This window comes from Bordetella genomosp. 8 (genome assembly GCF_002119685.1).
Lineage (GTDB): Bacteria > Pseudomonadota > Gammaproteobacteria > Burkholderiales > Burkholderiaceae_B > Bordetella_C.
In genome coordinates this window covers 2,735,046-2,760,913 of sequence record NZ_CP021108.1, presented here as the reverse complement: position 1 = coordinate 2,760,913, position 25,868 = coordinate 2,735,046, and the positions used below count along the sequence as shown (strand labels likewise).

17 protein-coding genes are annotated in these 25,868 nt (G+C 67.1%); 8 read left to right on the top strand and 9 right to left on the bottom strand.

Features of this window, described 5'->3' with window-relative positions:
* Window positions 1-50: 50 nt before the first annotated feature.
* Window positions 51-938: a LysR family transcriptional regulator gene (locus CAL12_RS12585; protein WP_086064749.1), complete on the top strand. Its 888-nt coding sequence runs from the start codon at window positions 51-53 to the stop codon at window positions 936-938.
* On the opposite strand, the gene CAL12_RS12580 is transcribed toward CAL12_RS12585, so the two are convergent.
* A complete protein-coding gene (locus CAL12_RS12580) occupies window positions 916-2,109 on the bottom strand; it encodes an alpha-hydroxy acid oxidase (RefSeq protein WP_086064748.1) in 1,194 nt (397 codons plus the stop codon). The two genes, CAL12_RS12585 and CAL12_RS12580, sit on opposite strands and share 23 nt — an antisense overlap.
* A 235-nt stretch (window positions 2,110-2,344) precedes the next feature.
* Here CAL12_RS12580 and CAL12_RS12575 point away from each other — a divergent pair, with 235 nt between their 5' ends.
* The 3 genes from CAL12_RS12575 to CAL12_RS12565 are packed head-to-tail and all read left to right on the top strand — an operon-like array spanning window position 2,345 to window position 8,360.
* Entirely contained in the window at window positions 2,345-5,560 is a 3,216-nt protein-coding gene (locus CAL12_RS12575) for an efflux RND transporter permease subunit (protein ID WP_086064747.1), read from the top strand.
* 2 nt (window positions 5,561-5,562) lie between these two features.
* Window positions 5,563-6,834: an efflux RND transporter periplasmic adaptor subunit gene (locus CAL12_RS12570; protein WP_086064746.1), complete on the top strand. Its 1,272-nt coding sequence runs from the start codon at window positions 5,563-5,565 to the stop codon at window positions 6,832-6,834.
* Window positions 6,831-8,360: an efflux transporter outer membrane subunit gene (locus tag CAL12_RS12565; protein ID WP_086064745.1), complete on the top strand. Its 1,530-nt coding sequence runs from the start codon at window positions 6,831-6,833 to the stop codon at window positions 8,358-8,360. Before CAL12_RS12570 ends, CAL12_RS12565 begins: the two co-directional genes overlap by 4 nt.
* Here the strand turns inward: CAL12_RS12565 and CAL12_RS12560 are convergent.
* From CAL12_RS12560 to CAL12_RS12545, 4 genes are all read right to left on the bottom strand, one after another.
* Window positions 8,340-9,911, bottom strand: a complete 1,572-nt coding sequence (locus tag CAL12_RS12560) for an FAD-dependent monooxygenase (protein WP_086064744.1) — start codon at window positions 9,909-9,911, stop codon at window positions 8,340-8,342. The two genes, CAL12_RS12565 and CAL12_RS12560, sit on opposite strands and share 21 nt — an antisense overlap.
* 201 nt (window positions 9,912-10,112) lie before the next feature.
* Window positions 10,113-10,985, bottom strand: a complete 873-nt coding sequence (locus CAL12_RS12555) for an isocitrate lyase/PEP mutase family protein (RefSeq protein ID WP_086064743.1) — start codon at window positions 10,983-10,985, stop codon at window positions 10,113-10,115.
* A gap of 179 nt (window positions 10,986-11,164) precedes the next feature.
* Window positions 11,165-12,220, bottom strand: coding sequence for an isocitrate/isopropylmalate dehydrogenase family protein (locus tag CAL12_RS12550; RefSeq protein ID WP_086064742.1), 1,056 nt, complete (start codon window positions 12,218-12,220; stop codon window positions 11,165-11,167).
* Between the two features lie 77 nt (window positions 12,221-12,297).
* On the bottom strand, window positions 12,298-13,251 hold the full coding sequence (locus tag CAL12_RS12545; protein ID WP_086064741.1) for a tripartite tricarboxylate transporter substrate binding protein: 954 nt from the start codon (window positions 13,249-13,251) through the stop codon (window positions 12,298-12,300).
* 268 nt (window positions 13,252-13,519) lie between these two features.
* On the opposite strand from CAL12_RS12545, the gene CAL12_RS12540 reads away from it, so the two are divergent.
* Window positions 13,520-14,989: an NAD-dependent succinate-semialdehyde dehydrogenase gene (locus CAL12_RS12540; RefSeq protein ID WP_086064740.1), complete on the top strand. Its 1,470-nt coding sequence runs from the start codon at window positions 13,520-13,522 to the stop codon at window positions 14,987-14,989.
* 10 nt (window positions 14,990-14,999) lie between these two features.
* Here the strand turns inward: CAL12_RS12540 and CAL12_RS12535 are convergent, their stop codons facing one another.
* Complete coding sequence (locus CAL12_RS12535; protein ID WP_086064739.1) at window positions 15,000-17,864, bottom strand: hypothetical protein; 2,865 nt, start codon at window positions 17,862-17,864, stop codon at window positions 15,000-15,002.
* A gap of 234 nt (window positions 17,865-18,098) precedes the next feature.
* Here CAL12_RS12535 and CAL12_RS12530 point away from each other — a divergent pair, with 234 nt between their 5' ends.
* Entirely contained in the window at window positions 18,099-19,751 is a 1,653-nt protein-coding gene (locus CAL12_RS12530; RefSeq protein WP_157792969.1) for an NEL-type E3 ubiquitin ligase domain-containing protein, read from the top strand.
* Here the strand turns inward: CAL12_RS12530 and CAL12_RS12525 are convergent.
* On the bottom strand, window positions 19,722-22,559 hold the full coding sequence (locus CAL12_RS12525; protein ID WP_157792968.1) for a hypothetical protein: 2,838 nt from the start codon (window positions 22,557-22,559) through the stop codon (window positions 19,722-19,724). The two genes, CAL12_RS12530 and CAL12_RS12525, sit on opposite strands and share 30 nt — an antisense overlap.
* A 138-nt stretch (window positions 22,560-22,697) precedes the next feature.
* Between CAL12_RS12525 and CAL12_RS12520 the strand changes: the two genes are divergently transcribed.
* Complete coding sequence (locus CAL12_RS12520) at window positions 22,698-23,198, top strand: hypothetical protein (RefSeq protein WP_086064736.1); 501 nt, start codon at window positions 22,698-22,700, stop codon at window positions 23,196-23,198.
* A 28-nt stretch (window positions 23,199-23,226) separates the two neighbouring features.
* Here CAL12_RS12520 and CAL12_RS12515 read toward each other — a convergent pair whose 3' ends face one another.
* On the bottom strand, window positions 23,227-24,015 hold the full coding sequence (locus tag CAL12_RS12515; RefSeq protein ID WP_086064735.1) for an SDR family NAD(P)-dependent oxidoreductase: 789 nt from the start codon (window positions 24,013-24,015) through the stop codon (window positions 23,227-23,229).
* A 78-nt stretch (window positions 24,016-24,093) separates the two neighbouring features.
* Window positions 24,094-24,810 (bottom strand): TetR/AcrR family transcriptional regulator, encoded by a 717-nt coding sequence (locus CAL12_RS12510; protein ID WP_086064734.1) that lies wholly within the window; start codon window positions 24,808-24,810, stop codon window positions 24,094-24,096.
* A 243-nt stretch (window positions 24,811-25,053) separates the two neighbouring features.
* Here CAL12_RS12510 and CAL12_RS12505 point away from each other — a divergent pair, with 243 nt between their 5' ends.
* Window positions 25,054-25,842, top strand: a complete 789-nt coding sequence (locus CAL12_RS12505) for an alpha/beta fold hydrolase (RefSeq protein WP_086064733.1) — start codon at window positions 25,054-25,056, stop codon at window positions 25,840-25,842.
* The last annotated feature ends 26 nt before the right edge of the window (window positions 25,843-25,868 follow it).

Genomic DNA, 25,868 nt, shown 5'->3' with positions numbered 1-25,868 from the left:
CAATCGTGTAAAGTGCAAAGATTGTTAGGATTATTGCGATTGACGCATTTATGAACTTCGACCTGGCAGATCTGCGCGCCTTCGTCGCCGCCAGCGACCACGGCAGTTTCCGCGCCGCAGCGGAAGTCCTGTGCATTTCCCAATCCGCGCTGAGCCGGCGCATCGAAAAGCTGGAAACCGCGCTGGGCCTCAGGCTGTTCGAACGCACCACGCGCCGGCTGGAGCTGACCACCGCCGGCCGCGGCTTCGTCCACAAGGCCCGCCACGTCCTGAACGAACTGGAAAGCGCGCTGCTGGGCACGCGCGACCTGGCCGACCGCATGTCGGGCGAAGTCACCATCGCCTGCGTGCCGTCCGCCGTGGCGTTCTTCCTGCCGCGCGTCATCAAGGCCTACCACGACGAGTACCCGCGTATCCGCCTGCGCGTACGCGACGAAACCTCGGCCGAAATCCTGACCACGGTGGCGCGCAGCGAAGCCGACTTCGGCCTGACCTATATCGGAACGCAGGAGCCGGACGTCGAATTCGAACCGCTGATCGAAGATCCCTTTGTGCTGGCGTGTTCACGCGAACATCCGCTGGCGCGCAAGCGCAGGGTACGCTGGGCCGAGCTGGCCGCGCACGACTATGTCACCGTCGCCCAGGGCAGCGGCAACCGCATGCTGATCGATCAGGCGCTGGCCAATACCGCGGCGCTGCCGCGCTGGTTCTGCGAAGTGCAGCACGTGCCCGCGCTGGTCAGCCTGGTGGAAGCCGGAGTCGGCGTGGGCGTGGTGCCCAAGCTGGGCATGCCGCAGCTGGGGCACGCCACGCTGGTCAGCGTGCCGCTGGTTGAGCCTTCGATATCACGTACGCTGGGCCTGATCCGGCGCCGTGGGCGCGCGCTTTCGGCGGCCGCCCAGCGGCTGTACGACTTTATCGTGCAGTCTCATCTCTAGACTGGCTGCCCGGGTAGGTCCCGGGCATCAGGATCCCGCGATCGATGTCGTGGATGTTGCGGTGCCCGCACAAGGCCATGGTGACATCCAGTTCGTTGGCCAGGATCTGCAGCGCCTTGGCCACGCCTTCGCGTCCGCCGGCGCCCAGGCCGTACAGGAAGGAGCGGCCGATCAGCGTGCCGCGCGCGCCCAGCGCCACGGCACGCAGGATGTCCTGGCCCGAACGTATGCCGCCGTCCATCCACACTTCCATCGCGCCGCCCACGGCATCGACGATGGACGGCAACATGCTGATCGACGACATCGCGCCGTCCAGCTGCCGGCCACCGTGGTTGCTGACGATCAGCGCATCGGCGCCGCTGTCCATGGCCAGGCGCGCGTCTTCGGCATCCAGGATGCCTTTCAGGATCAGCTTGCCGCCCCAGCGCCGCTTGATCCAGGCCACGTCGTCCCAGTTCAGGGTCGGATCGAACTGTTCGGCAGTCCATGACGCCAGGGATGCCATATCGGCCACGCCCTTGGCATGGCCGACGATATTGCGGAAGGCGCGGCGCTTGGTGCCCAGCATGTGATAGCACCAGGCTGGCTTGCCCGCCATGTTCAGGATATTGCGCAGCGTCAGGCGCGGCGGCGCGGTGAGGCCGTTGCGCAGGTCCTTGTGCCGCTGCCCCATGATCTGCAGGTCCAGCGTCAGCATGAGCGCCGAGCAGTTGGCGGCCTTGGCGCGGTCGATCAGGCGTTCGATGAAGTCGCGATCGCGCAACATGTAGACCTGGAACCAGAACGGCTTGGTGGTGTTCTCGGCCACGTCTTCGATGGAGCAGATGCTCATCGTCGACAGGGTGAACGGCACGCCGAAGGCCTCCGCCGCCTGCGCGGCCAGGATCTCGCCGTCCGCGTGCTGCATGCCGGTCAACCCGGTCGGCGCCAGGGCCACCGGCATCGCGACCGGGATGCCGGCCATCGTCGTGGCGATGTTGCGGTTTTCCATATTGCGCGCGACGCGCTGGCGGAAGCGGATTTTCTGCAGATCGGCCTCGTTGGCGCGATAGGTCGATTCAGTCCAGGAGCCGGAATCCGCGTAGTCGTAGAACATGCGCGGCACGCGCCTTTCGGCGATCTTGCGCAGGTCTTCAATTGTGGCGATAAAGGATCGAGGCGGCAGGGGCATGGTCGGGTCGGGCGGTGCGGTAAGCAGCGGTTCAGGGTATCCAGCGAGGCGAGAGCTTAACCCACCGCCGCCTCGGCCACTGGCCGCGGCCGAGGCCGGGCCGGCATCGCGGCTACTTCAAAAGACGGATATCAGGGCAAACCCCGCGTTTATCCGCCTTGCGCTTTGGTCCGGTATGCCTAAGAATACCTGTTACTTTTCGTAGTCATATCGTCCGATCCGTTGGGGGCCCGCAGTGTCGGTAGTGCAATTGGCCTTGCGGCGCCCCTATACGTTCATCGTGATGGCGCTGCTCATCCTGCTCGCCACGCCATTCACGCTCATGCGTATGGCGACGGATATCTTTCCGGAAATCAATATTCCGGTCATCAGCATCATCTGGAACTACAACGGCCTGTCCGCCCAGGAAATGGGCCAGCGCATCGCCGCCCAGAACGAACGCAGCCTGACGACCACCGTCAGCGACATCGAGCATATCGAATCCACGTCGCTGGCCGGCATCAGCGTCATCAAGATCTTCTTTCAGCCCACGGCCAATATCCAGACCGCCATCGCGCAGGTCGTGGCGGCCGAGCAGACCCAGGTGCGGCAGCTCCCGCCCGGCATTACGCCGCCGCTGGTGATCAAGTATTCGGCGTCGAGCATCCCGGTGATCCAGCTGGGGCTGTCCAGTCCGACGATGCCGGAGCAGGCGCTGTTCGACGCGGCGCTCAACACCCTGCGGCCGCGCCTGATCACCATCCCCGGCGTGGCCGTGCCCTTCCCCTATGGCGGCAAAAACCGCGTGGTGTCGGTCGACCTGGACCTGCAAGCCTTGCAGGCTCGCGGGCTGTCGCCGTCCGACGTCGTCAACGCGATCAACGCGCAGAACCTGATCCTGCCGTCGGGCACCGCCAAGTTCGGCGAAACCGAATACAACGTGAAGATGAACAGCTCGCCGGACACCATCGCCGGGCTGAACAACCTGCCGGTGCGCGCGGTGCCCGGCGGCGCCACGACCTATGTCCGCGACGTGGCCTACGTGCGCGACGGCTACAACCCGCAGACCAATATCGTCCGCCAGGACGGCGTGCGGGGCGTGCTGCTGTCGGTGCTGAAGAACGGCGGCGCGTCCACGCTGGACATCGTGTCCAACCTGTACGACCTGCTGCCCAGCGTGGTGGCGACCCTGCCGCCGGAGATCAAGCTGACGCCGCTGTTCGACCAGTCGGTGTTCGTGAAGGCCGCCGTCAAGGGCGTCGTCATCGAAGCCCTGATCGCGGCCTTGCTGACGGCCACCATGGTGCTGCTGTTCCTGGGTAACTGGCGCAGCACGCTAATCATCGCCCTGACCATCCCGCTGTCCATCCTGGCTTCGATCCTGGTGCTCAAGGCGCTGGGCGAGACCCTGAACCTGATGACGCTGGGTGGACTGGCCCTGTCGGTCGGTATCCTGGTGGACCAGGCCATCGTGACGATCGAGAACATCGAGCGCCACATGCATCTCGGCAAACCTCTGAATTCCGCGATCCTGGATGGGGCCAACGAAATCGGCGTCGCGGCCTTCGTCTCGACCCTGTGCATCTGCATCGTGTTCGTGCCGATGTTCTTCCTGTCCGGCGTGGCGCGCTTCCTGTTCGTGCCCCTGGCCGAGGCGGTCGTGTTCGCCATGCTGGCGTCCTATATCCTGTCGCGAACGCTGGTGCCCACGCTGGTGATGCTGCTGATGCGCAACCACGGCAAGGAAGATCCCGACGCCCGGCCCAGCCCGCTGCAGCGCGTCTACCGCGCCTTCGACCAGCGCTTCGAACGCATGCGTCGCGCCTATACCCTGGTGCTGTCGTCGCAATTGGCGCGGCGCAAGGTCTTTGCCTCGGTATTCCTGGGCTTCTGCCTGCTGTCCTGCCTGCTCTACCCCTTCCTGGGCCGCGATTTCTTTCCGACCGTCGACGCCGGCCAGATCCGCCTGCACGTGCGCATGCCTACCGGCACGCGCATCGAGGAAACCGCGCGCCTGGCCGACGAGGTCGAAAACCACATCCGCGAGCTGATACCGCCCAAGGACCTGGAGACCATCCTGGACAACCTGGGTGTGCCCAACAGCGGCATCAACCTGTCGTACAGCAACGCCGGCACCTTCGGCTCGCTGGACGGCGAGATCCTGATGTCGCTGCGCGACGGCCATGCGCCGACCGACGACTACATCGCCCTGCTGCGCGCCGAACTGCCCAAGCGCTTCCCCGGCCTGGAGTTCTTCTTCCAGCCGGCCGATATCGTCACGCAGATCCTGAACTTCGGCCTGCCGGCCGCCATCAACGTCAAGTTCACCGGCGCCGACATGCAGGCCAATGCCCGCCTGGCGAGCGAACTGGTCAACGGGATCCGGCAGATACCGGGCGCGGTCGATGCCCATATCCACCAGCGCCTGGACCTGCCCACGCTGGACATGGTGATGGACCGGACCCGCCTGCAGCAGGTCGGCCTGAGCGCGGCCAACGTCGGCCAGAGCGTACTGATCGCATTGTCGGGCAGCACCCAGACCTCGCCGGCATTCTGGCTGAATCCGCGCAACGGCATCGTCTACAACGTGGCGGTGCAGGCGCCGCAGTACCAGATCGACGGCATGGACCAGTTGCTGGCGCTGCCGGTCGGCGCGCCCGGGGCCGTCGGCGGCAGCAATACGCAATTGCTGGGCAACCTGGTGGACATCCGCCCGTCGCGCCAGCCGGCGGTGGTGTCGCGCTACAACATCCAGAACGCCATCGACGTCTACGTCGGCGTGCAGGGCAAGGACCTGGCCAGCGTCGCGTCGCAGGTGTCGCGGCAGGTCGATGAGATCCGCCACAAGCTGCCGCGCGGCAGCCAGGTGCAGATCCTGGGCCAGGTGGAAACCATGCAGAGCTCGTTCCTGGGCCTGGGGGTCGGCCTGCTGATGGCCATCGTGCTGGTCTACCTGCTGATCGTGGTGAACTTCCAGTCGTGGATCGATGCGTTCATCATCATCACCGCCCTGCCCGCGGCCCTGGCCGGCATCGCATGGATGCTGTTCATCACCGGCACGACGCTGAGCGTGCCCGCGCTGACCGGCGCCATCATGACCATGGGCGTGGCCACCGCCAACAGCATCCTGCTGGTGTCCTTCGCCCGCCAGCGGCGCGAGGAAGGCGCACCCGTGCTGTCGGCCGCGCTGGAAGCGGGGGCGACGCGCCTGCGCCCCGTGCTGATGACGGCGCTGGCCATGATCATCGGCATGATCCCCATGGCGCTGGGCCTGGGCGAAGGCGCCGAACAGAATGCGCCGCTGGGCCGCGCCGTGATCGGCGGACTCCTGTTCGCCACGGTATCCACGCTTTTCTTCGTGCCGGTGGTCTATGCCGGCGTACATCATCGACTGGGACGCCGCAAAGCCGGCGCCGCCGACGCGGGCAACATCCCGCCGCTGGCGCCCGATACCGCGCGGCGGGAGATCTGAGCATGTCGGAGCAACGACACAACGAATTGGGCATACATCCCCTGGATCCGGGCGCGGCCGGCGCAGGGGAATTGCTCAAGCGCGACCAGGTCGTGCGGCGCACCCGGCTACTGGTGCTGATTGTCCTGCTGCTGCTTGCCCTGGGCGCGGCGCGCACGGTGGTCAGCCGCATCCAGAGTTCCAACGAACTGGCAAGCGGCACGCAGGAACGCGCGAAACAGTATGTGCAGACCACGCAGGCCACCACGCCGGAAAGCGGCCAGTCGCTGGCCCTGCCCGGCACCCTACAGGGCTACGTGCAGGCGCCCCTGTCGGCCCGTGCCAGCGGCTACCTGAAACGCTGGACCAAGGACATCGGCAGCCGCGTGGAAAAAGGCGAATTGCTGGCCGAGATCGAAACGCCCGAAATCGACCAGCAGCTGTCGCAGGCCATCGCCGCGCGCGAACAGGCCAAGGCCGCCCAGGCGTTGGCCAACAGCACGCTGGCGCGGTGGGAAGCCCTGCGCCGCAAGGACGTGGTCTCGCAGCAGGACCTGGAAGAAAAGCGCGGCAGCGCGGCGCAGGCGGCCGCCAACCTGGCGGCGGCGCAGGCCAACGAACAGCGGCTGCGCCAACTGGAAGGATTCAAGCGCATCGTCGCGCCCTTCTCCGGCATCATCACGCGCCGCAATGTCGACGTCGGCGACCTGATCGACGCCGGCAGCGGCCGCCCCTTGTTCCTGATGTCGCAGACGGATCCCCTGCGCGTGTACATCAACGTGCCGCAGCGCTACGCGCAGCTGGTCAAGCCGGGCGAACACGTGACCGTCACCCAGGCGGAGCTGGGCGGCCAGAAATTCACCGGCACCATCGCGCGCACCGCGGCGTCCATCGACCTGGCCACGCGCACCATGCAGGTGGAAATCAGCCTGCGCAATCCGGAAAGCAAGCTGCTGCCGGGCGCCTACGTGTCGGTGGCGCTGGACCTGCCCGCCGGCGATACGCTCGCCGTGCCGACCAATACGCTGCTGTTCCGCCGCGACGGCACCATGGTGGCCGTGGTCGGCGCCGATGGCCGCATCGAGCTGCGCCGCATCACGCTGGGCCGCAACTTCGGCCAGGCCATCGAGGTGGCCGATGGCCTGCAGGCCACCGACCGCATCGTGCTCAACCCGGCCGATTCCCTGGCGACGGGCGATATCGTGCAGGTGGCGCAGACCCAGACCAAGGCGCCCACGCCGGTCCCCACGCCCGCCATCAACACCAGCGGCCGCGCTCCGGGAAGCGAGCAATGAGAGCCTGGATCGGTACGCTGGCGGCGCCGCTGCTGCTGTCGGCCTGCGCCGTCGGGCCGGACTACGCCACGCCCAAGGTCGATGTTCCCGTGACCTGGAAGCTGGAATCGCCCTGGCGCCAGGCGACGCCGGCCGATGCGCTGGACAAGGGCGAATGGTGGCTGCGCTACAACGACCCCACGCTGAACCGCCTGCAGGCGCAGGCCCTGGACGCCAATCCCACGCTGGCGATTTCCGCGGCGCGCCTGGCCCAGGCCCGCGCCAACGCCGACGTCAGCCGCTCCGGACTGTTTCCCGCGCTGAGCGCCGGCACGCGCGTGTCGCGCTTCAAGATATCGGGCAATCGTCCGCTGACGAACTACGCGTCGCCGCAGTACTCCACGGTGCAGAACGACTACAACTTCTCGTTCAACGCCAGCTACGAAGTGGATCTGTTCGGCCGCGTGTCACGCTCGGTCGAAGCGACCTCCGCCACTGCGCAGCAGGCCGAAGCCGACCTGGCGAACGCGCGCCTGGTGCTGACCGCCGAGCTGGCCGCCAACTACGTCAACCTGCGGGCGCTCGATACTGAAATCGACGTGGTCAACCGATCCGTCGCCTTGCAGCGCCGGGCGCTGGAACTGATCACCGCGCGCTACGACGGCGGCGCCGCGTCCGGACTGGAAGTCGCGCAGCAGCAGGCCCTGCTGGACAACACCTTGACCCAGGTGGAAGTCCTGGCGCGGCAGCGCGCGCAGTTCGAACATGCGATCGCATCGCTGACCGGCACGCCGGCGCCCAATTTCGAGTTGCCGCCCCAGCCGCTGACGGCGGCCATGATGCCGCCGGCCATTCCGCTGGGCCTGCCTTCCGACCTGCTGGAGCGCCGGCCCGACATCGCCGCCGCCGAGCGCGCCATGGCCGCGTCCAATGCACAGATCGGCGTCGCGACCGCGGCCTTCTATCCCAGCATCATGCTCAACCCCAGCATAGGCGCGGACAGCCGCGAGATCGGCGCGCTGCTGGATGCGCCCAGCCTGTTGTGGTCCGTGGGCGTGTCCGCCGTGCAGACCCTGTTCGACGCCGGACGCACCCGCGCCAACGTCAACTTCGCCCGTGCCGGGTACGACGCCACCGTGGCGAACTACCGCCGCGTGGTGCTGGGCGCCATGCAGGAAGTGGAAGACGGCATCACCGGGCTCGCCGCCCTGGATCGCGCGACCGCGCAGTCGCAAAGGGCCGTGGCCGATGCACGCAAGGTGCTGGACATGGCCGCCGACCGCTACAGCGGCGGCGCCACGACCTATCTGGATGTCATCACCGCCCAGCAGGCGGTGCTGAATACCGAGCGGCAGGCCGCGCAACTGAAGGGCCAGCATCTGCTGGTGTCGGTCTTCCTGGTGAAGGCGCTGGGCGGCGACTGGAACAAGGGGCAGCAGCCAGCCGCGGCGGCGGCGTCCAGCAAGGCCCCGGCCCAGGACTCGGATGCCGGTGCGCTCGACCCTGGCACCATCGCACGGCGCGATTCAGGCACTTCCGCTCAATAACGCGACATAGGCGGCCAACGATTCGGCGTGCCGGCTCGTCGCGCGCAGGCCGATATGCCCGTCCGCGCGCACCGCCAGCAGCATCATGTCGGCGACGCCCACTTGCCGTGCCGCATCGGGCTCCAGATAGGCGTCCACGTCGGACACCCCCGAATTGGCCGCCAGCACCACCATGTTTTCGATGACGAAGCCGTCAAACAGCGGCCGTAACTGGCGTCGCATGCGCGTCAGCGACTGCGGGCCGGTCTCCAGGCCGCCGATCAGGAATACCGTGTGGCCCTGGCCGGTGACGTAGCGATGCAACAGGCCGGTGCCGCCTTCCGGCAACAGGATCTCTATCCGGTCCGAGAGGCGCTGTCCGGGGCCCAACGTGTCCGCGGGCTCACCCATCACGATGGGAGAACCCGCATAGTCGATGTTCAATTCCGCCTCGGCCACGGCCTCGTGGTGCCTTGTTTCGGCATCCTCGAACGCGCGGCGGATGGCGGCATCGCGCGCGGCGCGCTCCCCGAGGGCGACCATCTGCGCATTTTCGGCCGCGTCGCCGGACGCCAGCACCATATCCGCGACGGGACGCCGTTCGGCGTGATAACTGTCCAGCAAGGCCTCGCCGCAATGGCCATGCGCCACCAGGGCAAGCTTCCAGGCCAGGTTATAGGCGTCCTGCAAGCCTGTATTCATGCCATGGCCCTGTGCCGGACTGCAGGTGTGCGCGGCATCGCCGGCCAGCAATATCCTGCCCGCGCGGAACTGTTTCGCCACCTTGGCGTGGCAGTTGAAGCGTGTCGGGTGCGATACGTCGTGGAAACGAGCGTCCGGCAGATAGCCGCGCAAGGTGGCCAGCGCATCGGCCACCAGGTCGGAATCGGCCGTCCGGGGCCGCAGATAGACGCGCCAGCGCCGGTCCGGCAGCGCGGTCAGGATGACCGGAATGTCGTCCAGGTAAGCGTAGTTGCTCTCGAAGGCGTCCGGCCAGTCGCTGATGCCGGCATCGAAAACCGCCCATGGCTCGGCGATATCGTGGCCCTCCTGTTCGATGCCCGCCAGGGTGCGCACGGCGCTGTGGTGGCCATCGCATCCCACCACCCATTGCGCCAACACCTCGCTCGCCGCGCCCGCGTGTTCGATGGTAGCGCGCAAGCCGCCGGCCTCCTGGCGCAGGGCAACCAGCCGGGTACCACGCTGGACGCCACCTCCCTGCCGAGCGAGATAGCCGGCCAGCAGGGCCTCGGTAACTTCCTCGGAAACGCCGATGTTGAAGGGATAGCGGGAGCCGCACAGGTGCAGGTCGATGACGCCCAGCACCGCGCCGTTGGCGTGCAGGCGCGCGCGCCGCTGCTTGACCCCGGCCGTCAGCAGCGGCTCGAGTATGCCCAGGGATTCGAATATTTCGAGTGAACGGGGATGGACGACCGTCGCGCGATCCCACTCCATCGGGCGGTCATGCGCGTCGATCAGCAGGCATTGCACGCCGCGGCGCTGCAATTCGGCCGTCATAAGCAGGCCGGTGGGACCCGCGCCAACCATCAGGACCGCCGCCGTCATCGTCATAGCCTCTTCCCGGGAGCACCCGCCACGCCGCGCGGTACGGCCTAGTATCCCGGCCGGGCGTCGCGAAAGGCAACAAAAAAAGGCGCCGTCCATCCATGGGAACGGCGCCTTTTTCGGTATACGAGCTGATGGACCGCCTGACGCCCCCCTGCGGAAATCCTGGGGGTACGGCGTGCTACCGCAGGGGCGTTTCGGCGCGGCTTACTTGTCCGTGTACTTCTTTTCCAGTTCGTCGTACAGCGGCTTCTGCACCAGGCGTTGGCGCTCCAGGAAAGGCGCGACCAGCGTCGGGTCTTCCTTCAGCAGGCCGTCCTTCTTGAGCAGGCCCAGGGCCCGCTGCATGCCGGCAACCGCGCTCTGTAGCGCCGCGTTGGCGTACAGGATGATGCCGTAGCCCATCTCGCCCAGTTCCTGCGCGGTCAGGGCGGGCGTCTTGCCGCCGATCACGATGTTGATCAATTGCGGCTTGTTCAGCAGCTTGGGCAGCGCGCGGACTTCTTCCAGGCTTTCGGTGGCTTCGACGAACAGGATGTCGGCGCCGGCGTCGGCGAAGGCCTGGGCACGTTCCACGGCAGCCTCGAAACCCAGCACGGCGCGCGAATCGGTGCGGGCGATGATCAGGAAATCCTGGTCACGGCGGGCATCGGCGGCGGCGCGGATCTTGGAAAGCATCTCGGGCAGCGGCGCGACTTCCTTGCCGGAGAAATGGCCGCAACGCTTGGGAAACAACTGGTCTTCCAGCTGGATGGCATCGGCGCCGGCGTGCTCGAGCGCGCGCACCGTGTGCCATACGTTCACGGCGTTGCCGAAACCCGTATCGCCGTCGACGATGATGGGCACGTCGACCGCCTCGCGCAGGCGCGCCGTGGCGTCGGCGACGTCGCGCAGGCCGATGATGCCCAGGTCCGGCACGCCGTAGTGCATATTGGTCAGGCCGGCGCCGGTCAGGTAGACGGCCTCGAAGCCCTGGTCCTGCACGACACGGGCGCTCATGGCATTGAAGGCGCCGGGAACGAGCAGCCCATTGCGCTGCTCCACCCGGCGGCGCAGGCGCTGTTTCGTTGTTTCGCTCATGATGATGTCTCTTTACGCGTTGATGGCGGGGCCGGGGCGGCCCTCGGCACGCGGGCCGTGGCGGGACAAGTCCCGCGCGGCCGCGGCCGTTGCAGTCTAGTCAGACCGCCGCGGCAGGTCAAACGCGCATGGCGTCCGTTCAGTAATGAAAGGTATTCATCAATGATACGGATCGCGCCTCAGCCCAGGCGCTTGACCCAGGCGGCGCCCGTTTCGCGGGTGCCCAGGGTGCCGCCCACGTCCTTGGTGCACTCGCGGGCCGCGACCGCGTCGGCCAGCGCTTGCTCGATGGCCGATGCGGCCTGCACGAAGGCCTGCTTGCCCTTGCGCTGCCCGTACCAGTTCAGCAGCATGGCGGCCGACAGCACCTGCGACGCCGGGTTGGCAATGTCCTGGCCGGCGATGTCCGGCGCCGAACCGTGCGCGGCCTGGCCCATGGCGTGGTCGCGGCCGGCATTGAGCGACCCACCCAGGCCCAGGCTGCCCGACATTTCCGCGGTCAGGTCCGACAGGATGTCGCCGAACATATTGGTGGTCACCACGACGTCGTAGCGGTCCGGCGCGCGCACCACGTGCGCCATCATGGCGTCGACGATCACGTCGTCGACCCGCACTTCCGGGAATTCCTTGGCGACCTTGTGGCATTCGCCGATGAACATGCCGTCGCCCATCTTCAGCACATTGGCCTTGTGAACGATGGTGACGTGCTTCTTGCGCGTCATCGCCAGTTCGAAGGCCGAACGCGCGATGCGCTCGCAGCACAGGCGGGTGATGCGACGCAGCGACACGACCACGTCGGGCGTGATCAGCATTTCGCTGCCGCCGGACTCGATGTTGCGATCGGCGTAGAACCCTTCGGTGTTCTCACGCACCACGACCAGGTCGAATTCGCCCAGGCGTACTGGCACGCCCTTGTAGGTGCGCGCCGGCCGGATATTGGCGTAGAGGTCCAGTTTCTTGCGGAAGTACATCGACGGATTGATTTCGCCCTTGGCCTCGTCCTTGAAGTCATAGGTCGACATCGGGCCGAGCATCAGGCCATCGGCGGCGCGCACCTTCTCCAGCAGGGCAGGCGTGACCGTCGCGCCATGGCGCTTCAGGCTGTCATGGCCGGCAATGTCGTGATCCAGTTGCAGGCCCAGACCAAACCGCCGGTCGACGGCTTGCAACACGTCGACGGCGACCGCCATGGTTTCCGGACCGATCCCGTCGCCGGGCAGCACTACGATTTTCATGTGATTTCCTTGATAGGGATGGATGCAAGGCCGCGGGTTCGAGCCCGCTGCCGCGCCGCGCCGGCGCGGCGTGCGTTTCAATCCAGTTTCATACCCGACTGCTTGACCACGCCCTTCCACAGGGCCAGTTCGCTATGCAGGACGCCGGCGAAATCCGCCGGGGAGCCCTTGAACGATTGCGCGCCTTCGTCGGTCAGGCGCTGGCTGACCAGCTTGGCCGCCGCGGCATCGTTCACAGCGGCGTTCAGCTTGGCGATCACCGCCGGCGGCGTACCGGCCGGCGCGAGCACGCCCCACCACGTGCTGACGTCGAAATCCGGAATACCGGCCTCGGCCATCGTGGGCGTATCGGGGAACAGCGGCGAACGCGCCTTGCTCGTCACGGCCAGCAGCTTGACGCGCCCGTCCTTGACCTGCGGCAGGATGGTCGGCACGGTGGCGAAGAACACCTGCACGCGCCCGGCCAGCAGGTCCAGCGTGGCGGGACCGCTGCCCTTGTAGGGCACGTGGATCATCTGTACGCCGGCGCGCTGCTTGAAGAGCTCGCCCGACATATGGTTGATGCTGCCGTTGCCGGCCGAGCAGAAATTGATTTCGTTGGGCTTCTTCAGCGCCAGCTCGCGCAGTTGGGCGACGTTGTCGACCGGCACGTCCTTGTTGGTGACGACCAGCAGCGGGCCACGGCCGATCATGGCGATGGGCTGGAAGGATTTCTCCACGTCGTACAAGGTGGTGCCTTCCGCCGCGGCGTTGGTCACGAAGGTCGACGTGGCGAACAACAACGTGTAGCCGTCCGGCGCCGCGTGCGCCACCAGGTTGGCGCCGATCGCGCCGCCGCCGCCGCCGCGGTTTTCCACCACGATCGCCTGGCCCAGTTTTTCGCCCAGGGTGCGCGCCATGTCGCGCGCGATGCTGTCCGTGCCGCCGCCGGGCGCGAACGGGACGATCAATCGTATCGGCTTGTCGGGATAGCCATCGGCGGCGCCTTGGGCAGCGGCGAAGGCCGGAACGATGGCAAGGATCGCCGCCATCAGGCAACGGCGCCGGGAAAGAATCCGCGTTCTGAACACTTGCTGTGTCTCCTGTCTGGAATCCGGCGCTGACCTGAAGGCGGCGCGCCGTCGATATGGTTATGCATATCTTTGCATACAAAAATATTGAAATCAAGGCGAAAACAGGGACAAGCTTGCCCCGAACCCGGGCCCGCAGGGCTTACCATAAGGACTCATTCCGCAGCGCGCGACCCTCTCGAATCTGCCCGACGGCCCCGCCGCCGGCGCCCATACCAGGAGACCATCCGTGAACGCATTGACCCAACGACTCGCACGCCCCGACCTGCTTCGCAGCGCCTGCTACATCGATGGCAAATGGCATGAGGCCGGCAAGGGCCCGACGATTCCCGTGAACAATCCCTCCACGGGCGAAATCATCGTGGCGGTCCCCAAGCTGGGCCGCGCGGAAACCGAACGCGCCATCGAACGCGCGGCGGCCGCCCTGCCCGCCTGGTCCGCCCGCCCGGCCAAGGAGCGCGCGATCATCCTGCAGCGCTGGGCACAGTTGATGATGCAGCACCAGCAGGACCTGGCGGCGATCATGACCGCCGAACAAGGCAAGCCGGTCACGGAAGCGGCCGGCGAAATCGGCTACGCCGCCTCCTTCCTGGAATGGTTCGCGGAAGAAGCCAAGCGCATGGACGGCGAAGTCCTGCAAAGCCCCAAGGCTGACCAGCGCATGATGGTGCTGAAGCAGCCGGTCGGGGTGACCGCCGCCATCACGCCGTGGAATTTCCCGGCGGCCATGATTACGCGCAAGCTCGGTCCGGCCCTGGCGGCCGGCTGCACCATGATCGTCAAGCCCGCGCAGCAGACGCCGCTGACCGCGCTGGCGCTGGCCGTGCTGGCCGAGGAAGCCGGCGTGCCGGCGGGCGTCATGCACGTCATCACCGGCAGCTCCAGCGATATCGGCGCCGCGCTCTGCGAAAGCGAAACCGTGCGCAAGCTCAGCTTCACGGGATCGACCGAGGTCGGCCGCAAGCTGATGGCGCAATGCGCGCCCACCATCAAGAAACTGTCGCTGGAACTGGGCGGCAACGCGCCTTTCATCGTGTTCGACGATGCCGACCTGGACAAGGCCGTGGAAGGCATACTTGCCTCCAAGTTCCGCAACGCCGGCCAGACCTGCGTCTGCGCGAACCGCATCTACGTCCAATCGGGCATCTACGATCAGGTCGCCCAGCGGCTGGCCGAGAAGGTTTCCGCGATGAAGGTCGGCGACGGCTTCGAAAAAGGCGTCACGCAAGGACCGTTGATCGACGAAAACGCGGTGAAGAAAGTCCGCGAGCATATCGACGACGCGACCCGCGCCGGCGCGAAAGTCGTCACCGGTGGCAAGGCCCATGCGCTGGGCGGCACGTTCTTCGAACCGACCGTGGTGCGCGACGTGACGCAATCCATGCTGTTCGCGCGCGAGGAAACCTTCGGTCCCGTCGCGCCCCTGTTCAGGTTCGACACCGAGGAAGAAGCGCTGAAGCTGGCCAACGACACCATCTTCGGCCTGGCGGCCTACTTCTACACCCGCGACAATGCGCGCGTGTGGCGGGTATCCGAAGGACTCGAATATGGCATCGTCGGGATCAATACCGGCCTGATCTCCAACGAAGTCGGCCCCTTCGGCGGCGTCAAGCAGTCCGGGCTGGGCCGCGAAGGCTCGCGGCACGGCCTCGACGAGTATGTGGAGCTGAAGTACCTGTGCGTCGACATTGGCGCCTGATGCCCTGTCGTCAAAAGCGCTGGAAGACGCGGTCGATCCAGTATCGGACCGAGCCCGCCGGATCGGGCCGTGACGGCACGGCCTGGCGGGCGGCCGGTCCGTTTCCCGGCGCGCCGGCCGCCGCCGCGGTCGCCGCCATGGCGGCCGCGTGCTGCCGCAATCGCGCCCGGATGATCGTGGCATCGCGCGGCAGCGCTTCGAATACGCGCGCGAAAACCTGCGGGTGCGCGGCCAGCTCGACACAGGCCGCATAGCCTGGCAACCGCGGATTGAACAGCAGCGCCAGCGACGCGCGTCGTTCCGCCGACCATATACCGGTGCTCGGCGCACCCAGGATGAAGCGCGGCATCGACTCGATCACATGCGGCAATATCGCGGGATGCGTGAGCACTGCCGCATATTCCCGGATGGCGGCGACCGCGCCGATCCGGGAGGCCTGCACCAGGCCGTGGTGGCGCCCGGGCGTTGCTGTCGTGTCCACGTTAGGCATGAGCAGCCTGGGCAGCTGAGCGGCGATCCTCGGCGCCCCGGCCACGACGTCGGCCAGCAAGGCGCCATAGCCCTTGATGATCCCGGCCTTGCCGGCGCACAAGGCAAGCCACATCGGCTTTTCGCTGCCGGGATGCGTGCCCGCCAGGATGGCCAGCATGCAATGCCGGATCGCCGGCAGGATCGCATCGTCGACCAGCATGCGATGCAGCGCCGCCAGCGTCGACGCATCGCGGCTGAGGACGATTTCCGTCACGTCTGAACGGAAGCCCCCGGGATCGTGGAAAAGGCCGGGCAGGCTGGGGGCGACGAGCTCCCGCAAGCCGGGCATCGACAGCAGGTGACGCAGCAGCCGATGCAGCGCGGCCGCCCCGGCGCTTCCCGTCGCGCGTGCCACCGACCTCAGGAGATGGCTGCCGTCGTAGCCCCTGAAGGCTTGCGAAATGGCATTGCCCAACACGAGCCGGTCGGCGTCGATGGCCCAGTCTTCCGTCATGAGCTCCCGCACCGCGTCGATGGCGGCGGCATTGTTCGTCTCCAGCCATTGTTGCAGCCGGGTACGTCCCGCGTCGGGGTTCTTCTCGCCCAGCAAGGTCCAGGGATCGCGATACCACGCGCGCGCCAGGACCTTCGCGGGCTCGCCCAGGTGCATGACTTCGTCCATCCAGCGGCGGCGCTGGTTGACCGGCAGTTCGATCGCGTAGGGCAGGCGCTCTTGCAGGGCCTGCGCGGCCTGCTCGCGCGGCAAGAGGTTGAGCAGGCCGGTCTCGGAGTACCAGGCCGCGGCGATCGCCTTGCCCTGTTCCCAGCTTTGCAAGGCCTCGCGGGCGAAAGGTTCGCGTTCGGATCGCGGCAGCTCGGTCCGCAGATAGTGGATGTTCCGCAGCAGGTATAGGTTCGCCTGCTCCAGGTCCAGGCGCCGCAGCAGGGCCAGGATGTCCTGCGCTGTCCCCAGCCAGCGGGCCTGCACCCGTATCAGGTCGGCGGGATCGTCGCTGGCCAGCAACCGCCGCACCGCCGCGGCGGGCGGCAGCACCAGGTCCGGCTTGCCACGACCGGGCCGCTCCAGCGCGGGCTGGTCCGGGCCGGGTCCCTCCAGGCCGGGCCCATCCAGGCTGGGCCAGTCCAGGCCGGGCCCCTCCAGGCCGGGCCAGTTCCTCAAGTCGGTGATGTCGATGGCTTCGACGTCATCGTGGTCACGCCATGAGATCGCGCCAGCGGCCGCCGACGCCCGCCACAGCCGCCACGACACCAGCGCGCCGTAGTGATAACGCTCCAGATACCGGCCGTCCTGCTCCACGGGCTCGCTCGACGGCACGGGCACCGGCACGCCCGCCAACAGCCCCAGGCCGGCCATGGCCTTCAGCAGATCCACCGCGATGAGCGAAGGATCGTCCAGTACGTCATAGCGCTCGCCATCGGCATCGAGCCGCACGAAGGCATGCAGGCTCAACTGTTCATCGACCAGGCCAAGCTCCTGCCGGATCCCCCTGACGACCGCGCCGAAGGACTCCGTGCGCGCGCTCGTGCAGGAACCGGAAGACGACGCGGCATCCTCCAGTACCGCGCTGCGGAAGCCGGACAGCAAGTCCTGGGCGATCGTCGACGCGATACGGTCGGGCGTCAGGACCGCCAGGACCCTGGCGCGACAGCTCGCCAGGAATTCCGAGCCCATCCACGGCGCGAGGGGGTCGCGGACCCGCGCCAGACCCACCGAGTCGGCGACGTGGTCCCAAGCCTGATTCACGTAATGCGCCTGGTTGCCGCGAAAATTGGGTTCTGTCCCATACCGTTCCGTGACGGCTTCCTGCAGGACCGCACGGACCACGCGATTCTTGGCCTGCCACAGGCGGCTGCGCAGGCCGCCCAGGGTCAGCGACAGATCCGCTTCGACTTCGATCACGTTGCCGGCCACACCCGGCGCGCACACGCCGATCCCCAGCGCGAGATTGCGTATGGCCGCCGCCAGGTTCTCCGGGCGCATGCGCGGGTCCGCGAGCAGCGCGCAGATATTGTCGAACGAGCGCTTGACCGCGCCATCCAGGATCTCCGCATGGGCGGCGAAATAGGCCTGTTCGAAGCGGCGTTCATAGAACTGGCGAAAGCGCATGTCCATGACGGCCGCGTCGTCCATTTTCAGCTTCCGGCAGGTGGCGGCGATGTACTCCATGTTCCGGCGCACTTCCCCGCGGTATTGCGCGAATCGCGGACCATCGCAGAATGCCTGATGCGATCCGTCGCGGGCCGGCTCATAACTGATCCTCGACGCGGCCCGGCCGGGTTCGCGCGGAGCGTCGGGCGGTGCCGCCCTTTGCTCGATTTCGAAGAAGGCCGGCAGAAAGCCATACGCGGGCGTCGCGGCGGCTGGCGAGAAGGAATGTGGCATGGGTACTCCTGGACCAAGAGCGCTGAGTAACCCCGCCGGCTTCCGGTTCCGATTCGCGCCGCGACGCGATCCAGCGACACGCGCGGCCCAGGGACGGCTGGCAAGAACTTTCGAGGGGGGACTGCTACTCAACGCCCTCTCTACATACCCACCCGCCATACCCACCCGATATACCCACCGTCACGTCACGTCGCCGCCGTCGCGGCGGCGGCGACGGCCCAGCAGGAGCCCGACTTGAACATCCCCCCGAGCGGAAACGCACCCCCCACTTTTACGCCGCCGCCTGGCGACCAGCCAGCCCCGGGGGCCGGCGACCAGGCGCGTGTAGTCTGTTTCGCGGACCTGTTGCACGCGGTGGTGATAGGCGATCCCGGCGCGCCCCTGTTGATGGCGGCGGAAGCGCACCTGCGCGACCTGCATGCCACCGACTACGGCGCCGCCGCGTTGCGGCAACTGCGCGCTGTGGCGGAACGGCTGGGCTGCCATCCCATGCTGGACTTCGGCGCCGGCGTGGCGGCCGTTCCCGTCATTTCCATGCCGCCCGAAGCGCCCGCCATGCAGCAGCCCACTGCAGGCTCGCCAGGGCATGAAGCATTGCGCGCGGCGGTCGCCGAGGGCGCCCGCGCCCAACTGCGCCTGCTATGCACAAGCTTCTTCGGCACGCCGGCGAGCAACGCTCCCACGGCGCCATCGGCGGCAACCGATGCCGGCGGACCGATACGCCGGCCTCGCCTGCGCGCGCGCCAGGCCAGCAATCGGGTGATACGGTTCGCACCACCGCGACCGGCTGGCCATGCCGCCAGCCAGCGAGGCGCCCCGCCACCACCGCTGGGTGCGATCGTCGAGCAATGGATAGGCTTGGCCAATCCCGAATTGACGGCGCGCTGGCGCGACATCGCCGCCGCTGGCGAACAGTCGGCCGTCGCGGCCTTCGACAGCTTCCTGCACACCCTGACGTTCTCGCACATCCATGCAGCGCCGGCCACGCGCGTCGAGGTCGCCCGCTGGCTGGAACAGGCCGCGCAGCCGGGCCGCGAGGAGCTGCGTGCGGAGGCCTTCCGGATCTGTGACGAAGGCACGAACATGTGCCGGGACAACGCCCTGCTGACGTGGAACCGGCTGAAAATGCTGATGCTCAAGGAAGACGTCCTCGCCGGCAAGTATGCCGGCGAGCTGCCCATCATCTGCAAACTGGGCCTGGACACCCTCCGCATGGACATGATCGAAGCGATCGCGCAGGACAAGATCATCGCGCTGCACAAGCTGAACCGGGAACGGCTGCAACAGCGCCACGTGCTCATGCCGCGCCAGGCCTGGCCATTGCAACCCGTCCGACCGCCTGAACCAGGACAACCGGGACAGCCAGCGCAAGACGCCGCGAGCGTGCAGATCCCATTCGATCCGATCGAGATCATGCTCGATTATCACGTCAGCCTGCTCAAGGAACTGGACCTGCCGCTCAGCGTCCAGGAGATGAACTTCCCCAGCCTGAGCCCCATCACACGTGAAGATATCTCAAGGGCCCGCGACGCCATCCGCAACATCGAGCAGCAATGGTTCCATGAATACCTGATGCTGGATTTTGCGCCCTTCCTGCTGGAAGTGCGGCGGCAGATGGACCCGCGGCAATGCGCCGAAGCCGAAGCCGAACTCCATGCCGGCCTCGATGGGCTGGAGGAGCGCCTGGTCGAGCGCCTGGATGCGGTCGGGGCATCCGGCAACGAACAGGCACGCCTGAACATGGGTGTCAGGCTGGGCCGGGAACTGCGCTACAACACCTGGCTGCCGCATGCGAATGCCGCGCTGGCCAGGGCAGGTCTGGCCCCGTTGCCGCCCATGAACATGTCGTCCGTCGAATTACGTCCTTGGGCCGTGCACAACCCGTGAGGGCATATGGGCGTCCACGTCCACGACCACGCCGCGCCCTTGCAGGCGGGTACGGATGATGACCGCCGTGAGCGGCACGGCGTCCACGATATGCGGCAGGATAGCCGGATCCCTGACCAGGTCGCGATAGGCCGGATAACCGGGCGCGCTCATGTTGAACATCCTGTCCAGGACTTCGTATCTCGCCTCCGGCCACCGTCGATGTCCTGTCTTGGGATCGACGGTGGGCGCGCCCAGCACGAGTTCCGGCAGGACGTGCCGCACATGCGGCAGAATGGCTGGGTGCGCCAGGACCTGATGATAGGCCTCGATGGCCTGCGCCGCACCCGCGACGCAAGCATCGAGCAAGGCATAGCAGCCCGAGCGAGGGTCATGCGATGGCGCAGCCCGGCCGCGGCTCGGCTCCGGTTCAGGTTCCGGCATCCATTTGGGCATCAGCAACCGCGCGATCCAGCGAGCGCCATCGGGTGCGTTCGCCATATCGGCCAGGAAGGTCCCATACGCGATGATGAAGTCCTTCCTGCCCGTGGCCAGGACGTAGGACATCGGGTAGCCAGGATAGGCGCCGCTGCCGTACAGTATGGCCGGCAGCTCCGGCCCGATATGCGGAAGCAACTGCGGATCCAGCAATAATCCCCGGAAGGCCCGGGATGTTTCCGGGGTCCCTGCTTCCAGCACGTACAGCACATTGCTGGGGAACAGGTCCGACAGCCGGCGGCCATGGCGCTCGCTGGCCGGCGAACCGAACGAGAGCTGGCGCAGCAGGCGGCGAGCCGCATCGATGGTGGCGGGATCCTTGGAAACCGCGATCTTGCCTGCTTCGTCCAGGCACCAGGCGCACGCGCGGCCCTGCGACGTGGATACCGAGGCAGCCTGACCGGACGCCCTGGACACGCTGCCGGCGCCCCATCCTGCGGCCACCAATTGGCAGACGGCGTCCAGCGCCCGCACGTTGTCGCGTCCCACCCAGTACTCCAGCCGGGTGCCGTTCAAGGGGTCCGTCGATTGCGTCAGCAAGGTCCAGGCATCGGGGCACCAGGCGCGCGCCAGCTCGCGCGCCGGTTCTCCCAGATGCATGATCTCGTCCAGCCACCGCCCGCGACTCGGCGCGGGGATATTGGCCGCCAGGTGTCGCAGGTTGTCCCTGAGATACCGGATCGCCGTGTTGTGCGCCAGTTGCAGCACCAGCCAGAGTTCCGACCGCCAGGCCCGCGCCAGCACGTATCCCGGCTCTCCCAGTTGCACGGCCTTGTCCAGCAGCGCATCGCGCTCCCCGGCCGGAAAGTCGGTCAGCAGGTACGGCAGGTTGTGGCCCAGGTATTCGACACCCTGCTGCGCCGAGAGGCGATTCAGCAAGCCCACCAGTGGCCGGGCCGAACCCAGCCATTCCGCCGGTATCTTCATCAGTGCGTCCAGGCTCGTCACCTGCAAGGTGGTCGCGGGTGCGCCGGGCCACAGCTGCGGCCCCAACTGGCCGTCATCCGCCAGCCACGCGCGCAGCGCGGACAGGTTCACGGGCTCGGCGGCGACGTGGGCATCCCATGGCAGAGAAGCGGCCGGCATGTCGCGCGTGTCCATCGCCGCGGCCCCTGTCCGCGCCGGCGCTTCGTTCGCGGCCGGCGTCTCGCGCTGCAAGCGCCATCCCAGCATGGAGCCGTACATGAACACCTCGCCATGGCGTCCGTCGCCGGCGACGAAATCCGCAAGGCGCACCGGCATGTCGGCCAGCAGGCCCTCGGCGCTCATCGCCTTCAGCAAGGCCAGGGCAATCAGCGCGGGATCGTCCCGCACGCGGTAGCGCCGGCCATCGTCATGAAGCTGCAGGAAGGACTCGAGCCCGAGCTGGCTGACGGTCAGGCCCAGGTCGCGACGGATATCCTCGACGATGTCGCACAAGCGGCTCCATTGCTCCGCGGTGCATGCACCATAAGTCGCGTCCGCATCGGACATGGCACGGCCGCGAAACATGGACAGGCATTCCTCCGCCATCCTGCAGGCGATGCGGTCCGGCGCCAGCGCCACCATGGCCTTGGCGCGGCAGGCAGCGATGTAACCCGCGTCGTAGCCGCATTCGTCGGCGTCCTCGGGGTTGCCTTCGACGGATGGCAGGCCCAGGTCGCCGGCGATCGCGTTCCACAGCTCGTTGACGTAGTAGAGCTCGTTTTCCTCGGCCAGTTCGAAGCTGCCGTATATCCGGTCGACCTCCTGCCGCAGGACTTCGCGCACGATCTGCTCCTTGACCATCCAAAGCTTGCCGCACAGCCCTTCCAGCGACTGCGCCAGCTCGCGGTCCGCGGCGATCAGGTTGGCGACAATGCCCGACGCGCAGACCACGACACCCAGCGACAGTTCGCGTATGGCCGTCATCTGCCGATCCGGTCGCGACGCCGCCCGCGCCAGCGTGTCGCAGAAGCCATCCAGCGCCCGCTTGCCCGCGCTGTCCATCAAGGGAAGCTCGTGCTCCACGTCGAAGTAACCGGCTTCGAAGCGATGCCTGTACAGACTGCGGAAGCGCGCTTCGATCGCATCGGCGTCCGGCATGCGCTGCTGCCGGCACAGGTCGATGATGAACTCCAGCCTGCCCAGGAATTCACGCCGATACGCCATGAACCGGCTGCCATCGCAAAAGGCCTGGTGCGGGCCGTCGCGGTCGGCGTCGTAGCAGATGCCCGATCCACGGCCCGTGGCGCCGGCGGCGGGTTCGCCGTCGTCCGCGTTGCCGGGGGCAGCCGCGTGCCGCGTGTAGAAAACCGGCTGGAAACCCTGCGCTGGCGCCGTGGGCATTGGCGTGAAAAGTGGATATGGCATGGCGGACCTCGGCGAAATACCGCGCTGAGTAACCGTGACATGCGGCGGTTCCGCGGCGCGCCGCCAGGAACCTATCGATAAGCCCGGAAACGTACCTGCGTCGCCACGTTCGCGGCGTACTTACCAGGAGATCGACGTATGTCCATCAACTTCCCTCTGGTCTCGTCCCTGGGCGCCGTGCTGGTCAGCCCCGCCGCCAACGACGCCTTGCCGCAAGACGACGGAACGAACGGCATGAGCATTGCCTTCGCCAGCCATTCCAGGCCTCTGCACGTCGCCGTCGCCAACGAAGTGCTGAATCCCGGCTGGAACGCCGGCACCACGGAGCAGATCTGCGACAGGCTGGCGCAGGCCAAGCGCGTCGTCTCGTCCCAGCTCAAGGAATCCGCGTGGGACCAGGAGTTCAACAAGCTCAAGCTGGACATGCAGGGCGCCTTGAGCAAGACCTTCCTGATCAAGCCCCACGAAGAACGGATGAAGCATCGGGACGGCCTGAAAGCCGCGCTGACCCAGCTTGCCGATCACATGAAGGCCGGTCCGGATAAATACGTGGGCGACTTCGCGCCCTTCATGCCCGACAAGGAAAGCTGCATGGAAGCCTACAAGCCGTCCAGCCCGGACGACCTGATACCCGCCTGATAGCGGCCAGTCGCGGCCGCCTTCAGATTCAGATGACCGGCGCCAGGCCGCCGGTCATCGGCACCACGGCCCCTATCACGTAGCTGGCCCGTTCACTGGCCAGGAACACCGCGACGTCGGCGATCTCTTCCGGCTCCGCATAGCGTCCCAGCGGAATACGCCCTTCCCCCTGGCGACGCGCCTCGTCCACGCTGACACCCATGGTCCTGGCTTCGACAGCCAGGCCTTCCTGCACGCGCTCGGTCACCGTGGCGCCGGGATTGATGGCATTGATGCGTATGCCGTACTGCGCATAGTGGAAAGCCGAGCCCACCGTGGCCAGCATCAGCGCGGCGTTCGCGGAGCCGCCCGCCAGATGGGTCGCGGTGGGCGTCTTGCCGCCGGAACCGATGATGTTGACGATGGCGCCCTTGGCGCCGCGCGCGCGCAGCCGGCGCAGGACCTCGTCCTGCGTGTGCACATAGGTGAAGAACTTGGCGTCCATGGCGGCACGCCACTTCGTGGCATCCAGCGTTTCGGGATCGTGCCGACGCGCGGCGCCCGCGCTGTTGACCAGGATGTCGATGGGGCCGAGTTCGGCTTCGATGCGGGCGATGGCCTGTGCCGCCTGGGCAGGGTCGATCAGATCCGCCGGCACCGCGCACACATGCCCGCCCTGCCGCGTCAGCTGGGTGCGCGCGGTTTCCAGCGCTTCGGCATTGCGCGCCACGATGCCCACGCGCACGCCTTCCTCGACCAGGGCCTTGGCGACCGCCAGGCCTATACCCTTGCTGCCGCCCGTCACGACGGCCGTCTTGCCATGCAAACCCAGATCCATATGCCTGCTCCGTTGGCCGGCCCCAAGGCCGTGCGTCGATCGTACTGCGATCCCGGCATGGGGCCAATCGGCAGGCGGTTAGGCCGCGTCCTTGCCATTGGCGCGGCGGCGTGCCGTCGGCCGCGCAGCCGCGGCGGATGCGCCGGCCTTGGACGGCGCGGCATCGCGCGCCTCTTTCAGGCTGGCTTCGATCAAGGCTTCCACCATCCAGAAAACGATGGCTTCGACCTCCTTGTTCCTGGCGCCCCAGATGTCCTTGAGGATGATGTGGGGTTCGATGCCATAGATGATGGACAGGGCTTTCTGCAGGCGATCGATCGCCTTGGCAGGCACGCGGGCACGGAACGGCTCGACGGCGTGCGCCAGGATACGGATGCGGTGCCCGCGCCGGTAGGGTTCTTCTTCGAGGATGCCCGCGCGTTCCAGCGCCTGGTGCTCCAGCGCCAGTTGCGCCGCCGCGCGCATGTGCGGTTCGAACTCCTTGAAACGGATGAAGGTCGATTCGAACAGCTCGGTGATGCGCGCGCGTCCGTCGCTCTGCGACGAAGACCATGACCGCACCGGACCGAGCGCCGTATCCACCATGGCCGTGATCAGGCGGCTGCGCGTGGGGAAATAGCGGTAGGCGGTGGCGCGCGATACCTGCGCGCGCTTGGCGACTTCCGCGACCGTCGGGGTATGCCCTTCCTCGATCAGGCTGCTGGCGGCTTCCATCAACAGCTTCCAGGTGCGCGCGCGCGGCCCCCGGGTCGGGGCCTGCGGCACGGCGGTCATTGCGTTAGGGGTATATCCCATGCTCGGGTGTCCAGATTTTTATTGACAGCTAAAAGACCGTCTTCTAGCATGATTTGAAAAATGAGACACGTATCTTAAATCGGATCGAAAGTCTCACCAGCTGTATCGCTGACTATTCCAAGAAAAAATCCTCATAGAGGAGACAAACATGACGACCGTTATCCAACGGCCAGCCGGCTCCTGTCCGGCTGACGCGTTGCCCGCGTTCGCCTGTGTCATCGTGCTCACCGCGAGCGCCGCGCCATGAGTACCGAGTTCGTCAGCCGCATCGCGGTGGAAGTCGACGGCCAGGGCGATGCGGCGGTGTGCGTCCACGGTCTGGGGGGATCGTCGAACAACTGGACGCCCGTCATGGAAGCGCTGAACCGCTTCCGCGTCCTGCGCATCGACATGCCCGGCAGCGCGCGATCGCATGCCGTACAAGGGCCGCTCACCATCGATAGCCTGGCGCAGGCGGTGCGCGATGTCTGCGCGCGCCTGGGGGTGACGCGCGCCCACCTGCTTGGACATTCGCTGGGCACCATCGTCTGCTTCAAGCTGGCGACCGAATCGCCGGAGCTGGTGCGCAGCCTGGCGCTGTTCGGCCCCATGCTCTGCCCGCCCGATGCCGCCCGCCCCAACATACGGGCCCGCGCCCAGCGCGCACGCGACGAAGGCGTCGCCGGCATGCAGGCGATCGCCGACGCCATCGTGGCGGGCGCGACTTCCGCGGACACCCGGCAGCACCAGCCCGCAGCGGTCGCGCTGGTGCGCGAGAGCGTGATGCGCCAGGATCCGGACGGCTATGCGCGCAGTTGCGAAGCCCTGGCCGATGCGCAGGCCGCGCCCGTCGAGCGCATCGCCTGCCCTGCCTTGCTGGTAACGGGCGATGAAGACGGCGTCGCGCCGCCGCAGTCGGTGCGTGCCATCGGCGACAGGATCGCCAACAGCCGCGTGGTCGTCTATCCACGTTGCGGGCACTGGACCACCTTTGAACGGCCGGGCGAATGCCTGCGTGAATTGAAAGACTTCTATTCGGCACACGCGCGCTGACAAGCGCACGCGTGCTGGTCGCCACA

Coding starts and splice junctions, on each gene's coding strand:
- CAL12_RS12515 (WP_086064735.1), bottom strand. CDS start 24,015: ATGGATCTGGGTTTGCATGGCAAGACGGCCGTCGTGACGGGCGGCAGC.
- CAL12_RS12525 (WP_157792968.1), bottom strand. CDS start 22,559: ATGCCATATCCACTTTTCACGCCAATGCCCACGGCGCCAGCGCAGGGT.
- CAL12_RS12565 (WP_086064745.1), top strand. CDS start 6,831: ATGAGAGCCTGGATCGGTACGCTGGCGGCGCCGCTGCTGCTGTCGGCC.
- CAL12_RS12570 (WP_086064746.1), top strand. CDS start 5,563: ATGTCGGAGCAACGACACAACGAATTGGGCATACATCCCCTGGATCCG.
- CAL12_RS12520 (WP_086064736.1), top strand. CDS start 22,698: ATGTCCATCAACTTCCCTCTGGTCTCGTCCCTGGGCGCCGTGCTGGTC.
- CAL12_RS12545 (WP_086064741.1), bottom strand. CDS start 13,251: ATGGCGGCGATCCTTGCCATCGTTCCGGCCTTCGCCGCTGCCCAAGGC.
- CAL12_RS12550 (WP_086064742.1), bottom strand. CDS start 12,220: ATGAAAATCGTAGTGCTGCCCGGCGACGGGATCGGTCCGGAAACCATG.
- CAL12_RS12560 (WP_086064744.1), bottom strand. CDS start 9,911: ATGACGATGACGGCGGCGGTCCTGATGGTTGGCGCGGGTCCCACCGGC.
- CAL12_RS12535 (WP_086064739.1), bottom strand. CDS start 17,864: ATGCCACATTCCTTCTCGCCAGCCGCCGCGACGCCCGCGTATGGCTTT.
- CAL12_RS12505 (WP_086064733.1), top strand. CDS start 25,054: ATGAGTACCGAGTTCGTCAGCCGCATCGCGGTGGAAGTCGACGGCCAG.
- CAL12_RS12585 (WP_086064749.1), top strand. CDS start 51: ATGAACTTCGACCTGGCAGATCTGCGCGCCTTCGTCGCCGCCAGCGAC.
- CAL12_RS12580 (WP_086064748.1), bottom strand. CDS start 2,109: ATGCCCCTGCCGCCTCGATCCTTTATCGCCACAATTGAAGACCTGCGC.
- CAL12_RS12510 (WP_086064734.1), bottom strand. CDS start 24,810: ATGGGATATACCCCTAACGCAATGACCGCCGTGCCGCAGGCCCCGACC.
- CAL12_RS12555 (WP_086064743.1), bottom strand. CDS start 10,985: ATGAGCGAAACAACGAAACAGCGCCTGCGCCGCCGGGTGGAGCAGCGC.